Source organism: Streptomyces coeruleorubidus, assembly GCF_008705135.1.
Taxonomy (GTDB): Bacteria; Actinomycetota; Actinomycetes; order Streptomycetales; family Streptomycetaceae; genus Streptomyces; species Streptomyces coeruleofuscus.
Genome location: NZ_CP023694.1, coordinates 9,166,873 through 9,188,837, shown reverse-complemented (window position 1 = coordinate 9,188,837; position 21,965 = coordinate 9,166,873). Strand labels below are relative to the sequence as shown.

Sequence of the window (21,965 nt, the reverse complement as noted above, 5' to 3'; positions counted from 1 at the left end):
GAGAGTTAACCGATGATCGTCAGGATGATTCCGATCACTCCCCACGCGATGCCGGTCCAGACGAGAATGACGGCCTACCGTGCCAGTGCCGTACCATCCGGCGCCGAGGCTGCGCCGGTCGGGTGGGCCGTAGGCGATGCCAAGGCGGCGGCTGCGATGGTGGCGGCCGCCATCGCAGCGAGGGCCTGCACGAGTTCCGCCCCCGGCGCCGCCAAGGGTTTCAGCGAGGGTGTCGATCGCACCGGGGACGCCCTCGCTCAGAACAGGACATTCCACGGTGGCGCGGCGCGAACAGTAGGAGACCAAAGGCGTCAGCCCAGAGGATCGAGCAGCTCGCGCTGGGCGCTAACCCCGGGCCCAAAATCTAGTGCTGTCCTTGTCCTCATCAACCCGGCCGCCGACCTCGACGAGCTAGCCGCGCGCACCCCGCGCAGCGGAATCGAGTCCAGCGAACGCCTTGGCCGCCGCAGGTGGGTGATCGGGCCGAGATGTCGTGGCCTTCGGCTACCGCAAACTCACCCACCGCTACGAGCGTAATTCCCGCAACTACCTGGCCTTTCTCGGGCTGGCCGCCGCGCTCTGCTGCTACAAGCGCCGCGTCCGCCCCACCGGTTAGGACACGGTCTTAGGCAGTAGGGTGCGGCAGGCCGAAGAGGACCGGGAGGTCGGCGATGTCGGTGATCCGCTCGTAGCCGAGCCAGTGCTCGTCGTGCTCGAAGCCGCGGTCGACGTACACCTTGTTCTTGATGCCCATGATGGCCGCGGAGCGGTGGTCATACATCGGGCTCGCGGAGACGTGCACGAGCTCGTCGGGTGTCACGCCGAGCTTGTCAAACATGTACTCGAAGGCGCGGAGTCGCGGCTTGTAGACGCCCATCTCCTCGGCGCTGATGACGACCTCGAACGGGGCCTTGAGGTTCTCCGCGAGGCGCCCGGCGTGCGCGGTGTCACTGTTCGTGATGATGACCAGCGGGACCTCCTCGGCCAGGCGGTTCAGCGCCTCGGTGACACCGGGGTACGGGCCCCAGGTGGGGATGATCTCGTACACCGCCCGCGCGTCGTCCTCGCGGTACTCGAGACCGACGCTGCGCGAGGCGCGTTCCATGGAACGCGCGACGACCTGGTGGAACGGCTGGTACGCGCCCGTGCACTCGTCGATCCGGTACGCCTTGCAGATCCGCAGGTACTCATCGGCGACCTCGGCTGGCAGTCGGTCGCCCAGGACCTCACGCATCGTGTCGTTGATGCTGAACTTGATCAGCGTTCCGTTCATGTCGAACGTCACGAACTTGGGCTTGATGTCGAATCCCACTGGTCCTCCTGGTGCTTCAGCGGAGCAGCCTGGCGCCGCTTTGTCGATTGTCGACCATGTGCATCGAGTGTCGATTAGGTGGAAACGATTGTCAATACCTTGAGGGGGCGCTCCCTCGAACCGCTGTCCCCCTGTCCTACTGTGCTCCTCTCCGTCGTAGCCATGAGGCTCCTTTCTGTTTGGTGACCAGACGTCGTGTCAGTTGGTGAGTCGGCGTTGGCCGATGAGGACTGCGGCTATGCCGACGAAGGCGAGGAAGCGCTCGGCCTTGCGTTCATAGCGGCGGTGCAGGCGTCGGCATCCGGCCAGCCAGGAGACCGTCCTCTCGACCACCCAGCGGCGGCGACCCAGCCGCTGCGAGGACTCGATGCCTTGCGCGCGATGCGGTGACGGACGCCTCGCTTGCGGAGCCATCGGCGCAGGTGGTCGTAGTCGTATCGCTTGTCGCCATGGAGCTTGGCCGGTCGCCGGCGGCGCGGGCCACGCCGGGAGCGGATGGGCGGTATCCCGCGCACGAGCGGTTCCAGGCCGAGGCTGTCGTGCATGTTGCACCGGAGATGCCCAGTGACAGGGGCAGACCGTTCCGGTCGGTGATCAGGTGGATTTTCGATCCGCTCTTGCCGCGGTCGGTCGGATTCGGTCCGGTCAGTGGCCCCCTTTTGCCGCCCGGACACTGACAGAGTCGATCGCGCACCGCGACCAGTCCAGTTCACTGCGGGCGCCGATTTCGTCGAAGACGACCCGGTGGAGGCGAGCCCACACCCTAGCCCGGCTCCACCGGGCGAAGCGCCGGTAGACCGTCGGCCAGGCCGGGCCGAACACCGGGGGCAGCTGCCGCCAGGTGCAACCAGAGGTGGCTACGAAGATGATCGCGGCGAGGCATTCGCGGTCACCCGCCCGCCGTCGGCCGCCGCCCTGCGGACGCTTCACCTCAGTCGGTGGCACCACCCGCCGGAACAGGACCCACAACTCATCCGGCACCAACCGCTCGATCAGATCCCTCACGCACGGCTCAACTTACGAGCACACCAAAGGAAACGACGTCTAAGGAGCCGCTCCGCGACGGTGAGCTCGTCCCGCTCGGCCCGCACCTCCGCCAGATGCTTGGCCAGCTGTTCTTCGAGTCCATCCAGCTCCGCGCGCCGCACGGTGATCCGTTCCAGCAGCTCGGGAGCCAGCATGCACCGGATCCTAGAAGGCCGCCCGGTCACGGTGAGTGCGAACCGACAGCTGGTCCTGGAGCGAGAGATGGCGGTCCACGGCCGGGTGCTCACATCCTCCCGGACGGCGGAATCGTCAATCGGTCACGCCGGACCGGGCGCTCGACCAAGATCATTACGAGCGCGTAGGACACGGTCTGGTACCGCACCAGCCATTGGCGTGACTGGTTGCCAGGCTGTTCGCCGGCCTGGGCATGGATGGGGATTTTGGTGATGTCAGGGCGTAACGGGGGGGGCTAGCGAGATGCCGCGAGTACGTCCCGGAGTACGTTCTCGAGCGTGACGCGGGCCAGCTCGCGTCTCAGGGTCCCCTCGATGCCCTCGTAGATGCTCTGCATTGCTGGCTGGATGCCGTGACCCACCACGCATCCCTGGTCCGGGGTGGTGCGGTGCATTGCGAACAGCGGGCCGGGTTCCACTGCCTCGTACACGTCGAGCAGGGTCATCGACTCCAGCTCGCGTGCCAGCGACCAGCCTGCGCCCACGCCCCGCCGGGACTCCACGAGCCCGGCCCTGCGCAGCTCGCCGAGCAGCCGTCTGATCACCACGGGGTTGGTGTTCGCGCTGGTCGCGATCTGCTCGGAGGTGGCGACCTCATGGCCCTGACGCTGGTAGAGACCGATCCAGGCCAGCGCGTGGGCGGCGATGGTCAGCCTGCTGTTGGCACTCATGGACTCCTCCTCTCGGCCGCAACGCTTCATGTTACGACAGCACAGTCGTAACAGTGAAGGTTGCAACAGCCTGTCGTAACAAATAACGTTGCGACTGCCAGGAAGGATCAATCAACGAGGTGAGAAGAATGAGCAAGCCACTCACGGGCAAGGTCGCCCTGGTCACCGGGGGGTCCCGCGGACTGGGAGCCGCGACCGTACGGCTGCTGGCCGAGCAGGGCGCCGACGTCGCCTTCACCTACGTCAGCTCCGAGAAGCAGGCGCAGGCCGTCGTCGACGAGGTGCACGGCAAGGGAGCCAAGGCCGTCGCCTTCCAGTCCGACCAGGCGGACACGAGCCGGGCGCTGGCGCTGATCGACGACGTGGTCGCGCACTTCGGCGGCCTGGACATCCTCGTCAACAACGCGGCGATCTCGGTGGAGCAGGGCCGCACGGTGGACGACCCGGACACCGACACCGCCGCACTGAACCGGATGCACGCCACCAACTACCTCGGCGTGATCGCCGTCATCCGGGCCGCCTCCCGAGTGCTGCGCACGGGCGGCCGCATCATCACGGTGAGTTCCGGACTGGGCTCCCGGGTCGGCGTCCCCGGCCTTGCCGACTACTCGGCGACCAAGTCCGGGATCGAGAGGTACACCATGGGCGTCGCACGCGACCTCGGGCCCCGGAACATCACAGCCAACGTCGTGGAGGCCGGACTGATGGAGGGCGGCATGGAAGGGCCGGGCCCCGAGACCCTTAAAGCCCTGGTCAGCTCGCTGTCCCTGCAACGCGTGGGGCACCCCGACGAAATCGCCGCGGCGATCGCCTTCCTGGCGAGCCCCGCCGCGTCCTACGTCACGGGCGCGGTCCTGGACGCCCACGGCGGCTACAACGCCTGAACCCGAACCCCTGCCGCGCGCCCCGAAGGACATCGCGCCTTCGGGGCGCGCACCGCCGACGACCCACGACAAGGCGTACGACTCGAAGGCCGTGCGCGGTGAGCTGCCACACCGCTGCATCCTGGTGCTACTCCCCTGCACCGGCTCCCCGAAATCAAGGGCCCGGGCAAGCTCCGCTAGTCGCCGAGCAGACCTTCGCTCTGCTCCACCAGTTCAAACGCCTCGCGGTCCGCTGGGAACGACGTATCGAACTTCAACGACGCCCTCGTCTCGCTGGCTTGCAGCCTCATCTGCTGCACTGCCCGTGCCGACCCCGGTGCGGTGCGGTGAACCCTCCGAGCGCTTCCCCAAGCACTGGACCGTGATGACATGGGTTCCCGGCGAGCCGCTGGATCACGGCTCGATCAGCCGCGGCGCCCACGCGGCCGACACGCTGGCGAGCTTCCTCCGGGCGCTCCATGTGGAGGCGCCCGCCGAGGCACCGATCAGCTCGGACTTCGGCGCCCACCCCAAGAAGTGCACCGACGGCTTCGACAACTTCTTCCAGGCCGTTGAGGCCGATGAAGCGAGGACCTCGGCCAGGGCGCGGCGGATGAATTCGCCGGTCGTGCGGAATGGGCGTGTGCGCCATGCGTAGCAGCCACGGATCACTTCGGCCCTGTCCCAACGGCCGCCGGCCTGGCCTACGCGCTTCGAGTTCTTTCCCAGTCATACGCCGAGCACCCCGCCTATCGCCAGGAATGGCGCCCCTAGCCGTCAAGGAGACAGACCTCAGTTGACGCCGGGCGCGGTGCTCTTCCTGCCCCGCGCATCGGCGACGGCATACGGCAGTCCGGGAAGGAGCAGCGCCGGGGCCACCCACAGTGGCAATGTGAACAGTTCCTCGTCGCCGCCCACCCATTGGGAGAGCAGCACTGCGGGCAGGCCGACGGCAAGGGCGACCGCGAGCGTCCTACCGAGCCCCAGGCTGCCACGCCGCAGCTCCCAGGCGATCGTGACCGCTGCGACGACGGTCCAGAAGGCGACATCGTTAACGCTCACGACCCGTTCGGTGGTCCACCGGAGCAGGCAGGTGGCCAGTATCAGCCAGCCGATCACGAAGCAGATCATCGCCGTCGTGCGCAGCAGCCGGCGGGCGAACGGAGCGCGGGCCCGGGCCCAGGAGGCGGCGAACTCTTTGACGTCGTTGCCCACGACGTCCTGGGGTGTGCGGCCTGCGGCCACCGCGTCGTCCAGGTGAGCGGAGAGCTCGTCGAGCATCTCCCGGACGGATCTGTCGTCGATGCCCCGGTACTCCCAGTTGCTGCGGCAGACCGCGAGTATCTGCTGGTTCGTCATGGTTCGCTGGTCCGTCATGGTGCGCTTCCCCCCATGGGTTCGGTGGCAGTCAGGATCCGCCCCACACGCCCGCTGAAGGCGTGCCATACGGCCCGGCCGCTCGCCAGTTCGATACTTCCCGCTTCGGTCAGGCGGTAGTACTTGCGCGGGGCGCCACCGCTGGCCGACGGGGCGCGGTATGAGGAGACGAGCCCCTCCCGCTCCAGCCGGGTGAGCAACGGATAGATACTGCCTTCGCTCACGAGTTCGAGCCCGTTGTCGGCGAGCGCCGCCACGAACTCGAAGCCGTAGCGCGGCCGTTCGGCGATCAGCGACAGCAGGCACAGATCGAGCACTCCGCGCAGCAGCTGAGTACGACGCTGATCACTGGTAGCGGGCAGCCCCTTTGTCATGCGGTACAAGATAGTCAGGCATTGCCATGCGCCGCAAGATACTTGCGGCGCATGACAAGGCTCCGACGGCGCAGGTACTCGGGGCAGGTCCGACTCAAGCATGATGGGCCGGACAAGTGCTGGCTGGAGCCCATATGTGGATGCCGCCGGATCGCATGCGGTCGCGGGTAGCGATCACCACCCGGCCCGAGGTCAGGGTTTCCAGGTACGGAGGAAAGAAGCGATCCGGTTTGCAGTGCAGCGCGGGTTGTTCAGCTCGTGGGCGAGTGCGGTCAGCTGTTCGCGGGTGGGGCTGACCGGAATGTTGCTGGCCTCGAGGTACATGACGGCGACGGCGCAGGCGACGGTGAGGTTGGAGCGTTCCAGCCAGCGGCAGCGGCCCAGGTTGTGTACGAGAGCGCCGGCGCGGGCGTAGGCGCCGTCGTAGACGGGCGTCTCGAGGAGTTCGCCGCGGTGGCGGGCGACGGCGGCTATGGGGACGCCGTAGTCGTCGGCGGCCGGGTCGCGGTGTCCGGCCCTCTCTGTCACTTCGAGGATCCAGGATTCGTCGACGTGCAGGATCACGCGGCGGCGCCGGGCTGCGGGTCGGCGTACGGCGCGTCGAGCTGCTGCTCCAGGTCGTCGAGGAACGTGCCGTGCTCATCGATGAGCCGCTGGGCGGCTGCCATGCCAGCAGCGCGTGCGCCGGTGGTGTCCTCGATGATGAGCCGCTCGACGTACTTGTTGAAGTCCAGGTGTCGAGCGGCCGCGGCGGTCTTGCCCGCGGCGAGCACATCCTCTTCCAGCCGGACCTGCGTCTGCTTCTTCGTGGAAGTCATGCCCTCATGGTAGCAGGGTGGTAGCACCGGGGTTGCAGGAGTACCTGACCGTGAAGAACTACTTGTCCTCCTCGACGATCAACCTCAAGGGCTATGTCGCCAAAGACGCCCCAGGCAACCGCTTCATGTTCCCTTCGAGCCACTATCTGCAGCCCCGGCGACTACATCAAGCTCCGCGGCGGCCAGGCACCGACTCCGACACCAAGAATGTGGTCTACCGCGACAACTGCAACTTCCTGTGGAACAACGACAAGGACACCATCTATCTGTACAAGCCCTCCGGCAACCGCCCGGACGTGCACTCCTACAGCAGAGGCGCGAATGATCGCGACGGCAAACGGATACATCAGCTTCCACAGTTGAGATAGCACCGGGCGCCGTCTTGCCTGCCTGATCGACACCACTGGTGGCCGGTTGCCAGGCCAGCCCACGGCCGTTTACTCACTCGGTTCGACCGGCGTCAGATCGAGCCCGGGCATGCGACCCGGGCCAGGACGGAGCCACTGCCAAGTACATCTGAGCGAGGCCGTCGGCTGAGATGCGCTGGAACTGCTGCTCGGTGGCGCCTTGCTCGTGGGCGGCGAAGAAGAGGTCCCGCCAGCGCGGCGGTGAACCAGGCCCTGGACCTAGCGCGGGCGACCAAGCTACCAGTGGCCGCCGTGCGGGAGCCGCTCGCCCGGTTCACCGCGGCGGCGGTCCCGTTGATGTGAATCTCGACCCGGCCGTCGCCGCCAACGGGTAACTGCTCAACGCCGACGGGGAGGTGGAGAACACAGCACGCCTGAAGGCGTCTCTGGCAGCGTTCGGCAGGCCGTCCGCGCGGCCATCGCCCACGCCAGTCCTTGGTGGACGCGGCACCGCGCGGCCCGGGCCACCTCGCAGGATGCGCAAGCGCCCTGTCCCCGGCATCTGGAAGACACCGTTGGCGAATCCGGTCCGCTGAGCCGAGGCACGACAGCTGTCACGTCAGCATGCTTGTTGTCATCGAGAGAACGACAGGCGAGCGTTGGTGACGGCTTTCCGCCGCTTGCTCCGCTGTGGAACACCGTGGACGAGGATATGATCACCAGCAAGGCGGGGTCGTAGCACAGAGGTAGTGCGCCGCGACATCATCTCGGAGGACGTCGGTTCGAATCCGACCGCCCCGCCCCTTCGATGGTCTCCACGTCGGTGAACTCCACGCCCAAGCCGTTTGCCCGAGTGTTGGTAGTGCGGAAGAACACCTCCGACAGGCTCTCAGCCGCGATGCACTGGAGCTACTGCTCGGTGACACCGGTGTCACGGGTTTCGAAGAGACGGCCCGTTCCAGCGCGGCGGCTGAGCCTGGGTGACGTCATGGAAGCGGGCGTCATCGGTCGTCTCCAGCGCGGCCGTGGACCGGAAGCGGGCCCTGGTGGAGACGACCAGGCCGGCGGTGATCGCGGCCTTCTTCTTCGCCCTCGCGCGGATCTGGCAGGCTGGCCCCGACGTGGTCAACGAGGCGGCGGGCCATGCGCGTTGGCTCATGATGACTACAGCGTTGAGGGAGAGGGCCGGCATGCGGCTGACGATCGATACCGAGACGGACACCTACGAGCAGGCGTTCGCTCTGTGCAGACCGCTTACGGGCTGCGTCCCGCCGTGCCCGCCGACTGGCCTGACGCCCCGGCCTCCGAACCCCGTCCTGGCCTGGAGGACCTGAGCGAAGAGAACCTGGGGCAGGGCTGGACGGACCGAACGCTGTTTGAAGTGATCGCGTCCCTGATGTTTGCAGCGCCGCGCCGGCCCGCTCGGCGTCCACCAGCTGCTCCAGCGGGACGAGCGGGCACGGCTCTATCGCATCGACCGGGTGCTGGTGGAAGGGCTCCAGCGGGCCTACGTCCTCGCCGATGCCCGGCCTGACCTGCTGCGCCGCGAACCGCCCGTCCGCGACACCTGAGGCGAGGACGAGTTCGCATCGGCCCATGAGATGCCTGTCACCTGCTCATGTCGCAACGGCCACGACGCATGCCGATCTGCTGTGTCCCATGGCGATTCGCCCACCCCGCCTCCGGTAACACCATCGGCGCTTCACGAGCTCGGCAAGGTCGACGTGCTGACACTCTGCCTCTCCTGACCGTCTTGCTGATCGCCTTCCTCACATCGCCGCCGTCGAGACCGCACCCTGCCGTCCGGTTTCGCCCGGCTCCCTATCCGCCTATTGCGCGAAGACGAGTGAGCGTTCATTATCAGGAATCCTGTTATTTTAAAGTTGCAACGAAGGGTGGCCGAGGCATGCTGCTGAGTCCGCGAGTCCAGGCCAGAGGGATCCAGCTGCTGCTCGGTCGGGTGATGTCGCGGGTCCACAAGGACCTGCGCTTCTCGGACATCCCGAAGCGCACCGAAGCCCTCCACGTGGAGACCGGCGCCGGCCCGGTGCCGTGCACGGTCTACCGCCCGCCGTCCGACACCGGAACTCCTGCCCCCGTGTACGTCAACTTCCACGGCGGCGGCTTCGTGGTCGGCCGCCCGGAGCAGGACGACCACATCTGCCGTTACATAGCCGCCGCGGCCGGCTGTGTCGTGATCAACGTGGACTATGCCGTCGCCCCGCAGCGGCACTTTCCGGTGCCCGTCACCCAGGCGTACGACGTCACCGCGTGGGTCGCCGAGAACGGCCCCGCGGGCGGCTGGGACGGCTCGCGCCTTGCCGTGGGCGGACACAGCGCCGGGGCCAACCTGACTGCCGCCGTCTGCCGCATGGCCCGGGACCGCGGAACCTTCTCGCCCCGGCTCCAGATCATCGACTCCGCACCGCTCGATCAGATCGCCGACCCGGCCACCAAACAGTCCCTCATCGCCAAGCCGCTGCTCAGCCCTCAGCTCATGCGGGTCTTCACGGCCGCCTACGTCCCCGACCCCGCCCACCGTGCCGATCCCCTTGTCTCACCCGCACTGGCCGATGATCTCGCCGGACTTCCTCCCGCCCTCGTCATCACCGCGGAGAACGACCGCTTGCGCGATGAGGGCAACGCTTACGCCAAGGCTCTGGAGGCCGCCGGCGTTCCGGTCGTCCACCGTGTCTTCGAGGGAGTCGATCATTACTTCACCCACACCGGTCCGGTACCGGCGGGGAAAGCCGCCATCGACCTGATGGCAACCACCTTGCGCACCGCACTCAGCGCCTGATGCCAGCCGGTCCGGGCAGGCGAAACAGGCTGCGGTGGGACGGGACCACGGAACAGGAGGGTGTCCGGGCGGCCGGCCTCCTCCGGCCACCAGGACAGCATCGTTGTCGCACCACCACCCGCGGCATCCTGCCGTGCGGTCGATGACATTCTCCCCGGATGACCCGGGCTCTTCGAGGTCTCCTCGATCCGCCCATGACTCCCGGGTCAGGGCCCTTCAGCCGGCCGCTGGAGCGCCCGCCAGCGCGGGGCGTCGTCATCAGGACTGTCCGGAGAAGCGAAATGGAACGGCACACCAAGGTGGCCGGCCAGCGCCCGGCCGGCCTTGGCGGCGGCAACGCCAGGCGGATCACCGTCCGGACGGTGGTAGACGGTCGCCAGGTGGCTTTCCCCGTCTGGGGCGTCCGAGACCGCGACCAGGAGCACGAACCAATCGTGCACGGTATCGCCGTCCCACACCGCCTCCACTGCTGCCACACGACCCGAGAGAACCGCGGCGCGAGCCGCAAGTGAGGCCAGGTCGAGCGGATCCGGCGGCGTGCGCTGCACTCGGTCGCCGAGGACCTCATATCGGGCGTGGACCACCCGCTCGGCCTGGTGCAGGCCCACCTCCAGGGGGCGCAGTGCCTCCCAGACGGACCTGACCGCCGACAACCGCCGATCGCGCAGCACGTCAGCATCGACCTCTCGGCGGGTCTGTTCCTCCATCAAGGCCCACCAGCCGCTCACTGGGGCACGAGCCGGGATCTCAGGGCATGCGTCATACGCCCGAAGGTACGTCAGAACACAGAGTGCGACCGATCTTCGGCTGGTGGTGCTGTCGAATCTCGCGAACACCGCACGCGGATCTCGTGGGCTTGATGCTCCCCAATCGGTGTCGATGCGCTGCCCAATCTTACGGATGGAGCCACCCGCCGCAGGCTGATCCTGCAGCAGGGCGCCCGGCGCCCTCGAGAAGTGGGCCACCGGCGACACGGGCTGGCTCCCGAGCAGTAGCGCCGTGAAGCAACCACGTGATCCGTCGTCGTCCATGCCCGGACCGCACGGACGCCAGGAGACGACAGACAGGGGGACGGCGGAGTCGGTTCTCGCCGACACGCCGTTCACGATGTACGGCATGTGCGTGACGTGCATTCTCGCCACCCCCGGCTAAAGCGCATCCGCCGCGAAGGCCTCGCGGCCGCCCTGGCCAAGCCGCCAACACTCCCCGCTGGCCCCCCGCCCGACCTGGGCTAATGTATGCCGCCCCGAACAAAGGAACGGAACACGGTATGGCGCACCAGGGGTGGGGACCACAGGGGCCGAACTGGCCGCAAGGACCGTACGGTCCGCAGGGGCCATACGGTCCGCAGGGGCCATACGGTCCCTACGGCGGTGGCGGCTGGCAGCCGCCACCGCCCAGACCGGGCGTGATACCGCTGGCACCGCTCGGGCTCGGGGCCGTCTACAACGGTGCGTTCTCGACGATGGGGCGGTACGCGCGGCAGTTGTTCGGCGCGATGGGCGCGGGCCTCGCCCTGCTCTTCGCCGCGACGGCCGCCGCGTTCGCGCTGGCCTACCTCAGCGTCGAGGACGACTGGCAGGTACTGATCCACGCCGACGAACCGACCTGGGCCATGGTCAGCCCGATCGTGATCTCCGTCGTGGTGGCGTACGTGGTGCTGATGCTGCTCACCCTGCTGGTGAACTCGTTCCTCTCCGCTGTCAGCCCGGTGGTCCTGGAACACGCCGTGCTGGGCCGGCGCACCACCTTCGGTGCGGTATGGCGCCGCGCCTGGGCCCGTACACCGTCGGTGCTCGGCGTCACGTTCCTCATGTATCTGCTGATCGCGATCCCGGTCGCCCTGTTCTTCATGCTCTGGATCAGCCTGATCGCCCTGCTGGTGGCGGCCGAAAGCCCCCTGATGGCGCCGGGGCTCCTGTTCTTGCTCGGGCTGCTGACCCTGCCCTTGGTGACGTGGCTGCTGGTGTCCTTCTCGTTCGCGCCCGCCGCCGCGGTCCTTGAGTCGGCCGGCCCGATCACCGCCCTGAAGCGCTCGTTCCGGCTGGTCCGCGGTGCCTGGTGGCGCACGTTCGGCATCCTGTTGCTCACCTGGGGCATGGTGGCCGTCGGAGGGTGGATCGTGCAGATCCCGCTGGTGTTCGCTAGTCCGCAGCCCTCCTACGACGCCTACGGCCCGTACGACGAACCGCCCGCCGACGTCGGCGAGTTCTTCACCGACGTGTACGGCGACGCGCTGCCCGGCCTGTGGACCTATCTGGTCCTCACCGTCGTCGTCACGCTGGTGGTCCAGCTGCTCGCCACCGCCTTCACACAACTGGTCAGCACTCTGCTCTACATCGACCAGCGCATCCGCCGCGAAGGCCTCGGCGAGAGCATGGCCCGGGCGGCCGGCTACCAGTAGACCGGCACGAAGGCACAGGAGGCAGGAAGCACACGGAAGGGCGGCCGGGCACCCAGCGGTACCGACCACCGGGCCGCCCTGTTGCCGCTGCCGGACCAAACTCCTGCACCAGTGCAAGAAGGTGTAGCGACCGAAGGTCGCGTTCACCCCAGTAACGGGGGTGAACAGTCAGGACTTAATGGAAGTCGGCCACCCCGGCCGTTGCGATGTGTATCCCCATGGCGACGATCATGGCAGGCGCCTTGGCCGTTACAGGCGAAAGTCCGCACGGAGACATCGAGCCGTGGCCACCAGGCACAGCACGACAAACTCGCGGTCCGCTACGAGGCTACCGTCGTCGTTGCCGCCTTCAACGAGTGGTGGTGACGTACTGGTCCGACTGCAACTCGAACACCCGGACTCGCCGACCGCAGGTGGGATTGACGGTCTCACGGACCGGACGCATCCCCAGTTTGGTCATGATCCGTTCGGAGGCGTCGTTGCCCACTTGAGTGATGCTGACGATCCGCTCCAACCCTCGCTCTTCGAACCCGAACCGTACAGCGGCCGCAGCGGCCTCCGTGGCCAAGCCCTTCCCCCAGTGGGAACGTCCCAGCCGCCAGCCGACCTCAACCGCCGGCAGTACCTCCGGCAGGAAGTTGGGCACCGAATGGCCAGTGAACCCGGCCAGCTCGCCAGTGGACCGGATCTCCACGGCGAACAGGCCGAAGCCCTGTGACTCCCACTCGCTCTCCCATGCCTGGACCCCGTCGCGAGTCTGCTGTTCGTCACGGACGCTGCCGTCACGGATCCACCGCATCACCTCGGGGTCGGCATTGACGGCAGCCATGGGCGCAACGTCTTCCTCGCGCCAGCGACGCAGAATCAAACGGGGAGTCTCAAGCGTGACCATCCAATCATTCTGGATCACAAATGGGCTCGCCGTCATCCTCACCAGGCACTTTCGATACACGCCCCAAAGGGTGTTGCAGAATTCTCCGGTCGTCGATATCCCGCCATGACCGCCGAACCGGAAGACCGTCGTGAACAGCCCTATCCGAGCGTGATCTGCCGACGGGATGATGCGGACCTTGACCCCAGCCGGCCGCGGCAGCCCGCCCCAGTGCTTCCGCACCGACCGCGTGAACCCGGCCCCGTCGACCCCGGCTTGATCGCTGAGAGGTCGATCGCCGGGCCCTGGTTGGCCTGTGTGGCGGCCCCGGAGGAGCAGGCACGCCGAGTCGGCCTGCTTATCGGCCGGCTGGCCAGCGCGGAGCGGGCGGGCTGGCCAGCCGTGCTGGACGCCTCGGAGTACCACAGAGCCCTAGCTAGTCCCCTACGGCAGGGTCTTGTCGTACGTCTTGTCTGTGTCCGAGTCGTAGACCAGCTTGCCGGCGGCGTCGAAGCCCTTGATGTGCGGGGTCTTCGTCACCTGCCGGTTCAGGACGCCGGAAGCGACGAACCAGCCGTGGTCCAGGGCGGCCGTGGCGCTGCCGTCGCCGTAGTCGACGGTCACCTTGGCCACGGAGGGGTCGACCATGCCGATCACGCCCCAACGGAAAGGGAGCTTCCACTTGCCCTTGTCGATCAACGACTGCTGGTACAGGTCACCCGCGTTCGCGTCGGGCACGACCGGACCGGTGTCCGGCCCGTAGGCGTCCTTCGTGCTGGTGCTGATGCCGGCGGACACGCCCTCCTTCACGTTGCAGATCACCCGGAAGCCCTCCGGCCGCTCTGCCACGCCGACGACGTGGATGCCGTCGCCGGGCGAGTTGGAGACGCCCGTGCTCTTCGCCGCCAGGATGATCCGGTAGCTCTCGGCCTTGGCCAGGTCCCCGCTGACCGCGCTTCCCACGTGCTCCTGATCGAGGCACTGCTCCAACGCGTCCGACGCCTGGGCGAACGTGATCCCGTCGAGCAATTGCTCCTCCGAGACGGGCGGTTGAGGTCCGGAGCTTGTCGTCGACCCGGAAGTCGACGCGGTCTGCGGGGCGCTGACCGACGACATCGGCGTCGCCGTGTCAGCGCCCCCTCCCCCGTTTCCCCCTACCACGGCGTACGCCCCCGCTGGCACCACGACCACCGCCGCCAGCGCCGCCCCGACCGCCGCGACCCGCCGCCGTTCCGCCACGCCCCGCCGGCGGATCGCCGGGTACGGCGCGGGCGAAGGCTGGATGGTGTGAGCGTCGTCCGTCATCAGTTTCCTCACCAGTTCCTCGAAGTCCCGCTCGTCGTCGGGCTCGTGCGCCGTGTGCGCCTCGTCGGCCCCATCAGCTCCGTGGTGCGCCTCACGTGCTTCGTACGCTTCGTGTGCCTCGTGGTTCACCTTCCACCTCCCAGTCCGGACACCGTGCGGCCCTCGCGCACCAGCCCCGGATACACCCGCAGCTTCGCCAGCCCCTTCGAGGCCTGGCTCTTGACCGTGCCGGGCGAGCAGCCGAGTACCTCAGCCACCTCCGCCTCCGACAGGTCCTCCCAGTACCGCAGGACCACCACCGCCCGCTGTTTCGGCGGCAGCAGGGCCAGCCCGGCGAGCAGGGAGCCACGCTCCTCCACTCGGCCGACGGCCTCGTCCCCGCCCGCCCTCTCGGGCGGGGCCGCGGTCAGCGCCTCCGTCACCCGCCGCTTGCGGAACCGGTCGCTGTTGCAGCTGACCAGCATCCGCCGGACGTAGGCCTCCGGGTTGTCGCTGCGCGCGATGCGCCGCCACGACCGGTACGCCTTCGCCAGCGCCGTCTGCGTCAGGTCCTCCGCGTGGTGGACGTCACCCGTGAGCAGGTACGCGGTCCGGACGAGCCGTGACCACCGCGCCCTGACGAAATCCTGGAACTGGCCCTCAAGTTCGGCCTGCATCAAGCACCCTCCTCGCCCTCCAGACCACCATTGGGGCGGAATCAGTTGCCCGTGACTTCTGGAACCGTTCGAATGACGGCATGGAGAGGGTGCCGAGAACGACGCCGAGACACCACGCCGAACTGGCAGACCACCAGGTCGAAGCCTCCGTTGATGGGCATCTCCGGAATCGGCCAGGGGCGCTCGTCGCCTCATTCGTGCAGTTGTCCAAGGCCGTGCTGACGAGCGCGGTCGCCGCAGGATGTCGCCACTTGCCTCTCGCAGTACCCGCAGGCAACCCCCGCTCACCGCTGGCCAGGCTACGGTGGCCGACGGCGCTGGCACTGCCTGCCGAGCCGCTTCTGCCTGCGGCGACCGCGCTCCCGCTGGCGGCCGGCTGCCCGCGTCACAGCCGCCTGCTCCGAGATCGAAGAGGCGGTCCCGCGCAACGTGCGACGGTAGCGCGGGACCGCAAGCCTCGGCCGTCCTGTCGGACCGGGCAACCGGACCGTACGGCGGCAAGCCGACGAATGCCCGCCCGGAGGTCCGTACGGGCGACGGCACCCCGGCTCACAACTCCCCGTCGAAGCGGGTCAGTGCCCCGTCGTGCATGGGGAAGTGGGGAGGCACCCAGACCACCATTCCTCGGTGCGGCGTGCGCCGCGACACCGGCTCCAGTGCTGCGTAGGTTGGCGCACTCATCGCCAACCGCAGACCGCCGTACGACGACCGCGCGGCCCCCGCTTGGGCTGTTGCGCTTTGCCGTCTTCAGCCTTGAGAAGAGCTGGTTGGTTTCAAAGGCCGAAGCGCGAGACCACCGCAATCGGCGCCGCCAACGGCTCCACTCCCGGCTCCGACGTCCCTGACTCCCTGGCCCACCCTGTGACGACACCGCAGGACCTGTCGCAGGAGTCGGACAGTGCGGACGCGGACGCGTCGGACGCCGACCCGAACGCCGTCGAGGTAGCGGACGTGGATGCCCCGGCTCTCCTGGCGCGTGCAGCGACGGTGCCTACGGCGGCATGCCGGGCGGCCTGTCGCGCACCGATGCCATGTGGGCGTTTTACGACGCCATCGACAACATCACCGACAGCCGCAACAACTGCTGATACGGCGACTCGGTCGGCGCGAAGGCGAACTTCCTGTCCGAAACCTGCTACGAGGCCGACATCAACAGCAGCTCCCAGTGAACCGACCGGGCGAGCTGAGCGCCTGGGACGCGGGCGACCTCAAGGGCAATCACGTCGCCGTGGCCTGCTCATGGACCTGGCCGATGGCCGGCGTCAAGAACGACCTTCGCGAGGCCGATGTCCGCTTCAGCACCCGCGATCAGGACTTCACGAACAAGCCGACCAGCAAATGCTCGAACAAATACGACATCCGCTCCGTCGGTACTCATGAGGCCGGACACGTCTTCGGACTGGGACACGTAGGTTCGGGACACGAAAACCTCACCATGTACACCAACTCGTTCACCTGCAACACGAAGGCCAGGACGCTCGGCAAGGGCGACGTCCTCGCCCTTCGCAGCATCTACTGAGGAGGCCGTTCATGAGTTGGGCCAAGCGATCCGTGACCGCGGTACTGACGGCAGCCGTAGCGGCGTCAGTTGCCGCCTGCACGTCAGAGGGCAGCAGTGCGGAGGACGCGGCGTCGTGCGTCTACCAGGTGACGTACGACGGGCGCACCTACCGGGATGTCGCCAACGCGGAGTTCACGGTCGGCAGTAAACTCGGGGCAGCGACCAAACCGCCGTGTGACGACACCGGCGGCCAGGACGAGGAGCCGGCCACGACTGAGATCGCCTACGCTGTGGACGGTATCTCTCCGAAGGTGGCCATCGCCGTCGGGGATTCACCCGACGACGTGCAGTTCGTCGCTGTCTACTCCGGAAATGAATTGCCGCCCGAGGTGGAAAAACTGATCGCCAGGTCATGGTGAACGGTGCGGGGCGTCGCTGGACCGGACAGGCCTCTGACGTCCCGCACCTGCCTCCCGCTCCATCGAAACCGCTCCCTTGCGGTTGCCGCTCTGTTGGGGCGCGGTGGGTCGCACTACAGAGAGATGTCGATCTGTTCCACGTCGGTGAACTCCACGCCCAGGACGTGAGCGCGGGTGTTGTTGTTCCGGAAGTACATCTCTGCCAGGCCTTCGGCGGCGATGCGCTGGAGCTGCTCGTTGGCACCCTGCTCGCGGGCGGTGAACAGCCGGTCTGCTCAGCGCGGCGGAAGGGCCCGGGTGATGTCGCCGATGCGGGCGTCGTCGGTCGTGCCCGGCGCGGCGGTGAACCCGAACCGTGCGCGGGTGGAGACGACCAGGCCGTCGGTGCTCGCGGCCCGCTTCTTGGCCTTCGCCCGGATCTGCGGCTGCCACCGCTTCTTGACCTCGCGCTCCGTGCGCTCGCGCAGGTCCCGGCGGGACCGCCTGAGCTTGCCCGCGACGTACCGCTCCACGGTGTGCTGGGACACCCCGAGGAGATCGGCGACCGGCCTGGTGCCCTTGAGCTGCTTGACGAGGTACTTCATCTGCGCCAGGGTGCTCTTGGGAATGGGGCGGGTGAACGCCTCTTCCAGCGCGCCGTCCCCAAACTGTCCCCGATCGGGTCCACCATCGTCGGCTACTCCCCTTCTCCGGCTCTCGGGTCGTTCTTGATGAGGTTGAGGTCGACATCAAGCAAGACGACGGCGATGGACATGCTGGGCGGGTCACGCACCGCTCGAAGGATGCCAGCGTTTGATGCGGCTGCGCACGGCAAGGACGGCCAGCGCGAGCAGGACGGGCTCGGTGAAACGGCTCGCCATCTCGGTGTAGGTGCCCCAGGTGGTGAGGCCCTGGCTGCTCGAGGGGAGCGCCACAGCGATCTGCAGGACGTCGCGGACCATGGACGCTCAGCAGGTCCGTTGGTAGGGAAAGCTCGGTATGTAAGCCCTCCAGTCTCGGCCGGACAAGCCGCTTCCTGCCCGGGCGCACACGGCTTTGGCTACCAGGTCGGGCGCTACAGGGTAGGTGCGCGGTGGGGTGTGGTCGCCACGGACTGTGAGTGTGGCTCCCTTGCGGCTGAAAGCGAGGGAGCCTACCCGATCCCCGGATGTAAGCAGACCGTCTCCGAGAGGCCTTGTCGTCGTCGTATCCCACAGCCGCACGGTGCTGCCGCCCGCAACGGCCAGGATGCGGCCGTCGGATGAGTAGGCGAGTGCTGAGACCGCCTGGGGGGCTTTGTTCTCCTTGCCTGCGGAGAGAGCGTCGAACATGGTGAAGCGGTGCTTGAGCGCGCGGTCCCAGATGGTCACCCACCCGTACTCGTCACCGACCGCCATCCGGTCCCTGCGCACCGGGTCAGCAGCAACGGAGGTCAGGCGGGTAGTGGCTTGGCCTCCGGGTTTGACGGGCGAAGATGCATCCTCCGAGGCGTGGGTTCTCCAACCAGGATCCACGGCGTTACCCAGGTACAGGGAGCGCACGACGGGCGTTGAGGCGGGCTGCTGCTCTATGTACCGGATCACTTTGTGGCGCGGTTCCAGCCGCACGTCCGAGACGATTCGGCCGTGCAGCGGGTATCGGTAGACCGGCTTGCGGGGGTTGCTGAGCCGCCATACCAGGATGGCCCCTCTATCCGCGTGGGTAAGAAAATCTCCATCGGCTGTCACGGTGACCGGAGATTGTGGGGATGTGCGGATGGGCGGCCCCTCTTTACCGGTTCGCACGTCCCAGGTACGTATCCGGGAGTCGGTGACGACGATCAGGCGTTCCTTGCCCAGATACAGGGGGTACGGCTGGACGCGGTCGGGGGGATGCGGGCCACAGGACAGGCGAACGGCGAGGGCCAAGGGGCCCGTGCTGCGGAAGCGGCGCTCAGTGCCGCCATCCCATAGTTGGAGTTCGCCGGAAGGCGTGCACTCTGCCTGATGCTTCCGGTCCTCGCGCGAGGTGCCCGAGGTCTGCGCGGATCCATGCGGCGGCAGTCTGCGGTGCCGTCGCAGATCCCACAAGGCTGTCAAGCGGCCGTTGTCGTCGTGCAGAAAGAGCATGTCGTCTGTGGGCCCGAAGCTCAGCGTGCCGTCGGTCAGCGTAAACGGAAGGTGGGTCGCCGCGCCGGACGTAGCGTCTCTCAGCTGCCATCTGCCCGCGGCGAGAAGCAGCAGCCGCCGCCCGTCGGGAGAAATGCGCACCAAGGCGTCGTCCTTCCGGACGGGCACCGAACGGATGAGCCGATGCGTGCTCAGGTTCCACAGCCGTACCCGACCGGCGCCACCGGAGACCAGCATGTCGCCGTCGTTGCTCAAGAAATGGCCCAAGGCAGGGTCATTGACAGCCGTGCCGGGCTCAGTGAAGGCGTCCTGCTCGGGCTGGGTCAAGGCACTCATCAGGGCAGCCCTGGCTTCCAGGGTGGGGCTGATACGCCAGGCCGCGACGCTCAGCCGCAGCGCGGTCTGAGGTTCGGCATAACGCAAGCTCTCCGCGACCGACGCGACCCGCCGGGATGTCGCCTCAGCCAGCCGCCGCTCGCCGAGGCGGTTCCACTGCCAGGCCACCAGACCTGCGATCACCGCTAGTGCAGCGGCTACACACAAGGAGGTCCTCAGTCGACGAAGCCGCTGCGCCGCCCGGCGAGTCGCCCACTGCTCGTGGTCGCGGGCGTCAAGGCTGGCTGTGAGAAAGGCGTGCTCCAGACCTGTCAGCTCCCGGCGCTCCAGATGCTCGTCGGCGGCGGTCAGACGGCTGCCCCGGTATAAGGCTCCTGGATCTCGGCCCAGTTCCTCCCAATTCTGGGCTGCTTCGGTCAGTCGCCGGTGCAGACGCAGGCTTTCGCGGTTCTCGTCGATCCATCCGCGCAAGCGCGGCCAGGCCGCGATGAGGGCTTCGTGCGCGAGGCTGAGCGTCTGCCCGTCGAGTGTCACGAGGCGGGCCTTGACCAGCCGCTCCAGAACCTCACCGGTGGCGGCGAAGTCGTCTGCGTTGTCCAGGTCCAGTTCCTTGAGCGACACGGGCCGGCAGGTGTCCTGCGCGCCTTCTCCTGGAGTGATCAGCCGCAGAAGGATGTGCCGGGCTGATCGGGCCTCGTGGGTGGACAGGCGAGTGTAGAGCTGCTCCGCAGTCTGGGCGAGAGCGCCCGCGACGCCTCCGGCGGCTTTGTAGGCCGTCAGGGTGAGGGCACGTCCCTTGCGTCGACGCCAGGTCTCCAGCAGGGCGTGGGACATCAACGGCAGCCCGCCGGGTTTCTCGGTGACGTCCTTGATGATCTGTGCGGTCAGGTCCCGCTCGACGATCAGACCGGCGGCAGATGCGGGTCTGACGATCGCCTGACGTAGTTCGGTGGGACTCATGGGTCCGACGAGCAGAATGGCGCGGCGCAGTGCCGCGGCCCATGCATGGTGCTCGGCGCAATGGCCGAAGAAGTCCGCGCGTACCGCGATCACGGCCCGTACGTTGTTCTCCGGGTCCGTCGCGGTCAGCAGCAGGTCCAGGCAGGCCCGTCGTTCCGCGGGATCGGCGCAGAGGCTGAACAGCTCCTCGAACTGGTCGACTACGACGACCGTGTCCCCGAGCTCATCGCGCGCCTTCATCACGGCGGCGAGGGCGGACAGGGGTGTGGGACCGGGAGTGAGGATGCGGATCGCCGCCGGCCGCCTGTCCGTGGCTGCTTCGCTCCGCAACAGAGGAATCAGTCCCGCACGCAGCAGAGAGGACTTGCCGCTCCCAGAAGCCCCGACGACAGCCACCAGACGATGGGCATGCACCCACTCGGCAAGCTGAGCCGAAAGCTCGTCCCGGCCGAAGAACATTTCAGCGTCGGCAGGTTCGAAGCGGGCCAACCCACGGTAGGGCGCAGCCTGTGCATCCTCCCCGTGCTGCAGTTCGGCGGCCGCCCCGCGGGCCGCCGCGTGCCAGCGTTCTTCCCACTCCGAGACATCCGCACCGCACGCTTGCACATAGGCCAGTACCACCGCGAGGGACGGCAACCGCTCCCCCGACGCCGCCCGTGACAGCGTGGCCGACGAATACGACGTGCGCTGCGCCAAAACCCGGTAGGTGAGAGCCCCGCCTTCCCGACGCAGTTTGCGCAACTCGAAAGCGAACGCCTGAACCGGGCCTGCCGCCGGGTCCAGCTCGCGTTCTCTACGGCCCATCCCTCCCCCGCCCATCCGTCGGTACAACGTCGAGCCTCACCGCCGGCTTCCTGACGCAGCTCGCGCAACTCGAACGCACAAGCGCTGAACCGGACCCGGCCCCGGATCGAGGTCCGCCTCCGGACGCCCCATGTCGCTTCCTGCTCCCCGTGCCGCCCCGTGTGCTGCAGCGGCGTCTCATCCCAGCACGCGCCCCACCACCGCGAAAGACACCATCTCGCCAACCCGGGCTTGTGACCTGCTTTGTTTCACGCCCGGGACACGGCTGTGCAACAACCCTCAGTCCTATGAACTCGATGCCGAACCAACCGAACGGCACGCCCCGGGATCCGACGGCGTGCCGACGTGGGCACAAGCCGTGCCCGTGAATCGAAGGTCGGATCGCGCCATCAGCCGTGCGGCAGGTGGCTACCGTTGAAAGGTGATTTCCCATGCGGACATCGCACAAGTTCGGCCTGGCAGCGTCGGCTGTGGTGCTCGGCTTGGCCGGCACCCTCACCACCACCGCCTCGGCGCAGCCTCAGGTGGCGGCGGCGCCGTCCGACTGCCCGAAGTACTACTTCTGTGGCTACAAGCAGGCGAACTTCAAGGTCCTGGCCTTCAAGTTCAAGGACTGCTACCTCCAGGAGATCCCCGACGGCCTGAAGGGCGGCGGGTCCTGGTACAACAACCAGTCAGCCGGGACGAAGGCCCGCATGTACGACAAGAACAAGAAGCTCATCTACACCACCCCGGGCGCTCCTTCTTCGGATGCGCGAGCCGACTGGCGTCCCGTGTGGTACGTCGACGCCTGCTGAGCGTCTCGTCCAGACCATCTGATCGCTGAATGAACGGTTCGCA

The 21,965-nt window shown here is 67.6% G+C and carries 23 protein-coding genes and 4 pseudogenes; 11 read left to right on the top strand and 16 right to left on the bottom strand.

From position 1 onward, the window contains the following. Window positions 1–426: 426 nt before the first annotated feature. Window positions 427–616 (top strand): annotated as a pseudogene (locus tag CP976_RS43340) (IS5/IS1182 family transposase); the annotation flags it as partial. Between the two features lie 9 nt (window positions 617–625). Here CP976_RS43340 and CP976_RS41880 read toward each other — a convergent pair. From CP976_RS41880 to CP976_RS41865, 4 genes and pseudogenes are all read right to left on the bottom strand, one after another. Next, the gene (locus CP976_RS41880) at window positions 626–1,312 is read right to left on the bottom strand and encodes a haloacid dehalogenase type II (protein ID WP_150485047.1); all 687 of its coding nucleotides are present in this window, start codon (window positions 1,310–1,312) and stop codon (window positions 626–628) included. A gap of 198 nt (window positions 1,313–1,510) precedes the next feature. Then, window positions 1,511–2,308: pseudogene (locus CP976_RS41875) on the bottom strand (IS5 family transposase). Between the two features lie 5 nt (window positions 2,309–2,313). Continuing rightward, window positions 2,314–2,493 carry a hypothetical protein gene (locus CP976_RS41870; RefSeq protein WP_150485046.1) on the bottom strand — a complete coding sequence of 60 codons (180 nt, stop codon included), beginning with the start codon at window positions 2,491–2,493 and terminating at the stop codon, window positions 2,314–2,316. Between the two features lie 275 nt (window positions 2,494–2,768). Further along, a complete protein-coding gene (locus CP976_RS41865; RefSeq protein WP_150485045.1) occupies window positions 2,769–3,203 on the bottom strand; it encodes an Rrf2 family transcriptional regulator in 435 nt (144 codons plus the stop codon). 128 nt (window positions 3,204–3,331) lie between these two features. On the opposite strand from CP976_RS41865, the gene CP976_RS41860 reads away from it, so the two are divergent. The 3 genes and pseudogenes from CP976_RS41860 to CP976_RS44170 form a co-directional block, all read left to right on the top strand. Continuing rightward, window positions 3,332–4,087, top strand: coding sequence for an SDR family NAD(P)-dependent oxidoreductase (locus CP976_RS41860; protein ID WP_150485044.1), 756 nt, complete (start codon window positions 3,332–3,334; stop codon window positions 4,085–4,087). A gap of 271 nt (window positions 4,088–4,358) precedes the next feature. Continuing rightward, a pseudogene (locus tag CP976_RS44775) lies at window positions 4,359–4,673 on the top strand (phosphotransferase); the annotation flags it as partial. A gap of 59 nt (window positions 4,674–4,732) precedes the next feature. Continuing rightward, window positions 4,733–4,840, top strand: a pseudogene (locus CP976_RS44170) (DUF6221 family protein); the annotation flags it as partial. An 18-nt stretch (window positions 4,841–4,858) separates the two neighbouring features. Here the strand turns inward: CP976_RS44170 and CP976_RS41850 are convergent. The 4 genes from CP976_RS41850 to CP976_RS41835 form a co-directional block, all read right to left on the bottom strand. Then, window positions 4,859–5,443 carry a hypothetical protein gene (locus tag CP976_RS41850; RefSeq protein WP_150485043.1) on the bottom strand — a complete coding sequence of 195 codons (585 nt, stop codon included), beginning with the start codon at window positions 5,441–5,443 and terminating at the stop codon, window positions 4,859–4,861. Beyond that, a complete protein-coding gene (locus CP976_RS41845) occupies window positions 5,440–5,817 on the bottom strand; it encodes a PadR family transcriptional regulator (protein WP_150485042.1) in 378 nt (125 codons plus the stop codon). The genes CP976_RS41850 and CP976_RS41845 overlap by 4 nt, the downstream gene beginning before the upstream one ends. 192 nt (window positions 5,818–6,009) lie before the next feature. Beyond that, window positions 6,010–6,381, bottom strand: a complete 372-nt coding sequence (locus CP976_RS41840) for a fic family toxin-antitoxin system, toxin component (protein WP_150485041.1) — start codon at window positions 6,379–6,381, stop codon at window positions 6,010–6,012. Continuing rightward, the gene (locus CP976_RS41835) at window positions 6,378–6,635 is read right to left on the bottom strand and encodes a hypothetical protein (protein ID WP_229876008.1); all 258 of its coding nucleotides are present in this window, start codon (window positions 6,633–6,635) and stop codon (window positions 6,378–6,380) included. The genes CP976_RS41840 and CP976_RS41835 overlap by 4 nt, the downstream gene beginning before the upstream one ends. A 50-nt stretch (window positions 6,636–6,685) precedes the next feature. Here CP976_RS41835 and CP976_RS41830 point away from each other — a divergent pair, with 50 nt between their 5' ends. Beyond that, entirely contained in the window at window positions 6,686–7,003 is a 318-nt protein-coding gene (locus tag CP976_RS41830; protein WP_229875995.1) for a lamin tail domain-containing protein, read from the top strand. A gap of 910 nt (window positions 7,004–7,913) precedes the next feature. Here CP976_RS41830 and CP976_RS41820 read toward each other — a convergent pair. Further along, complete coding sequence (locus CP976_RS41820; protein WP_150485039.1) at window positions 7,914–8,141, bottom strand: hypothetical protein; 228 nt, start codon at window positions 8,139–8,141, stop codon at window positions 7,914–7,916. 241 nt (window positions 8,142–8,382) lie between these two features. Between CP976_RS41820 and CP976_RS44165 the strand changes: the two genes are divergently transcribed. Together CP976_RS44165 and CP976_RS41810 are read left to right on the top strand one after the other, a co-directional pair. Next, window positions 8,383–8,553 carry a hypothetical protein gene (locus CP976_RS44165; protein WP_229875993.1) on the top strand — a complete coding sequence of 57 codons (171 nt, stop codon included), beginning with the start codon at window positions 8,383–8,385 and terminating at the stop codon, window positions 8,551–8,553. Window positions 8,554–8,888: 335 nt separating this feature from the next. Next, window positions 8,889–9,782, top strand: coding sequence for an alpha/beta hydrolase (locus CP976_RS41810; RefSeq protein ID WP_150485038.1), 894 nt, complete (start codon window positions 8,889–8,891; stop codon window positions 9,780–9,782). 206 nt (window positions 9,783–9,988) lie between these two features. On the opposite strand, the gene CP976_RS41805 is transcribed toward CP976_RS41810, so the two are convergent. Then, a complete protein-coding gene (locus CP976_RS41805) occupies window positions 9,989–10,489 on the bottom strand; it encodes a hypothetical protein (protein ID WP_229875990.1) in 501 nt (166 codons plus the stop codon). A 701-nt stretch (window positions 10,490–11,190) separates the two neighbouring features. On the opposite strand from CP976_RS41805, the gene CP976_RS41800 reads away from it, so the two are divergent. Then, entirely contained in the window at window positions 11,191–12,186 is a 996-nt protein-coding gene (locus CP976_RS41800) for a DUF7847 domain-containing protein (protein WP_150485037.1), read from the top strand. Between the two features lie 349 nt (window positions 12,187–12,535). Here the strand turns inward: CP976_RS41800 and CP976_RS41790 are convergent, their stop codons facing one another. From CP976_RS41790 to CP976_RS41780, 3 genes are all read right to left on the bottom strand, one after another. Then, on the bottom strand, window positions 12,536–13,078 hold the full coding sequence (locus tag CP976_RS41790) for a GNAT family N-acetyltransferase (RefSeq protein WP_150485036.1): 543 nt from the start codon (window positions 13,076–13,078) through the stop codon (window positions 12,536–12,538). Window positions 13,079–13,501: 423 nt separating this feature from the next. Next, complete coding sequence (locus tag CP976_RS43165; RefSeq protein WP_167537517.1) at window positions 13,502–14,491, bottom strand: hypothetical protein; 990 nt, start codon at window positions 14,489–14,491, stop codon at window positions 13,502–13,504. Then, complete coding sequence (locus tag CP976_RS41780) at window positions 14,488–15,018, bottom strand: SigE family RNA polymerase sigma factor (protein ID WP_150485035.1); 531 nt, start codon at window positions 15,016–15,018, stop codon at window positions 14,488–14,490. Before CP976_RS41780 ends, CP976_RS43165 begins: the two co-directional genes overlap by 4 nt. A gap of 1,165 nt (window positions 15,019–16,183) precedes the next feature. On the opposite strand from CP976_RS41780, the gene CP976_RS41775 reads away from it, so the two are divergent. Next, complete coding sequence (locus CP976_RS41775) at window positions 16,184–16,537, top strand: matrixin family metalloprotease (protein WP_229875988.1); 354 nt, start codon at window positions 16,184–16,186, stop codon at window positions 16,535–16,537. 11 nt (window positions 16,538–16,548) lie between these two features. After that, entirely contained in the window at window positions 16,549–16,938 is a 390-nt protein-coding gene (locus tag CP976_RS41770; RefSeq protein ID WP_150485034.1) for a DUF6281 family protein, read from the top strand. 275 nt (window positions 16,939–17,213) lie between these two features. Here CP976_RS41770 and tpg read toward each other — a convergent pair whose 3' ends face one another. The 3 genes from tpg to CP976_RS41760 form a co-directional block, all read right to left on the bottom strand. After that, window positions 17,214–17,522, bottom strand: coding sequence for a telomere-protecting terminal protein Tpg (gene tpg / locus CP976_RS44770; RefSeq protein ID WP_373304890.1), 309 nt, complete (start codon window positions 17,520–17,522; stop codon window positions 17,214–17,216). 180 nt (window positions 17,523–17,702) lie between these two features. Further along, on the bottom strand, window positions 17,703–17,879 hold the full coding sequence (locus tag CP976_RS43160) for a hypothetical protein (RefSeq protein WP_167537236.1): 177 nt from the start codon (window positions 17,877–17,879) through the stop codon (window positions 17,703–17,705). A 6-nt stretch (window positions 17,880–17,885) separates the two neighbouring features. Continuing rightward, complete coding sequence (locus CP976_RS41760) at window positions 17,886–21,125, bottom strand: nSTAND1 domain-containing NTPase (RefSeq protein WP_167537516.1); 3,240 nt, start codon at window positions 21,123–21,125, stop codon at window positions 17,886–17,888. A gap of 431 nt (window positions 21,126–21,556) precedes the next feature. On the opposite strand from CP976_RS41760, the gene CP976_RS41755 reads away from it, so the two are divergent. Further along, window positions 21,557–21,922 (top strand): hypothetical protein, encoded by a 366-nt coding sequence (locus CP976_RS41755; protein ID WP_150485032.1) that lies wholly within the window; start codon window positions 21,557–21,559, stop codon window positions 21,920–21,922. Window positions 21,923–21,965 lie beyond the last annotated feature (43 nt).

Excerpts from the sequence above, each read along its gene's own strand:
- CP976_RS41870 (WP_150485046.1), bottom strand. The coding sequence starts at position 2,493 with ATGCTGGCTCCCGAGCTGCTGGAACGGATCACCGTGCGGCGCGCGGAG.
- CP976_RS41845 (WP_150485042.1), bottom strand. The coding sequence starts at position 5,817 with ATGACAAAGGGGCTGCCCGCTACCAGTGATCAGCGTCGTACTCAGCTG.
- CP976_RS41790 (WP_150485036.1), bottom strand. The coding sequence starts at position 13,078 with ATGGTCACGCTTGAGACTCCCCGTTTGATTCTGCGTCGCTGGCGCGAG.
- CP976_RS41780 (WP_150485035.1), bottom strand. The coding sequence starts at position 15,018 with ATGCAGGCCGAACTTGAGGGCCAGTTCCAGGATTTCGTCAGGGCGCGG.
- CP976_RS41755 (WP_150485032.1), top strand. The coding sequence starts at position 21,557 with ATGCGGACATCGCACAAGTTCGGCCTGGCAGCGTCGGCTGTGGTGCTC.
- CP976_RS41810 (WP_150485038.1), top strand. The coding sequence starts at position 8,889 with ATGCTGCTGAGTCCGCGAGTCCAGGCCAGAGGGATCCAGCTGCTGCTC.
- CP976_RS41860 (WP_150485044.1), top strand. The coding sequence starts at position 3,332 with ATGAGCAAGCCACTCACGGGCAAGGTCGCCCTGGTCACCGGGGGGTCC.
- CP976_RS41850 (WP_150485043.1), bottom strand. The coding sequence starts at position 5,443 with ATGACGGACCAGCGAACCATGACGAACCAGCAGATACTCGCGGTCTGC.
- CP976_RS41835 (WP_229876008.1), bottom strand. The coding sequence starts at position 6,635 with ATGACTTCCACGAAGAAGCAGACGCAGGTCCGGCTGGAAGAGGATGTG.
- CP976_RS41865 (WP_150485045.1), bottom strand. The coding sequence starts at position 3,203 with ATGAGTGCCAACAGCAGGCTGACCATCGCCGCCCACGCGCTGGCCTGG.
- CP976_RS41805 (WP_229875990.1), bottom strand. The coding sequence starts at position 10,489 with ATGGAGGAACAGACCCGCCGAGAGGTCGATGCTGACGTGCTGCGCGAT.
- tpg (WP_373304890.1), bottom strand. The coding sequence starts at position 17,522 with ATGAAGTACCTCGTCAAGCAGCTCAAGGGCACCAGGCCGGTCGCCGAT.
- CP976_RS41770 (WP_150485034.1), top strand. The coding sequence starts at position 16,549 with ATGAGTTGGGCCAAGCGATCCGTGACCGCGGTACTGACGGCAGCCGTA.
- CP976_RS43160 (WP_167537236.1), bottom strand. The coding sequence starts at position 17,879 with ATGGTCCGCGACGTCCTGCAGATCGCTGTGGCGCTCCCCTCGAGCAGC.
- CP976_RS41820 (WP_150485039.1), bottom strand. The coding sequence starts at position 8,141 with ATGAGCCAACGCGCATGGCCCGCCGCCTCGTTGACCACGTCGGGGCCA.
- CP976_RS41760 (WP_167537516.1), bottom strand. The coding sequence starts at position 21,125 with ATGGGCCGTAGAGAACGCGAGCTGGACCCGGCGGCAGGCCCGGTTCAG.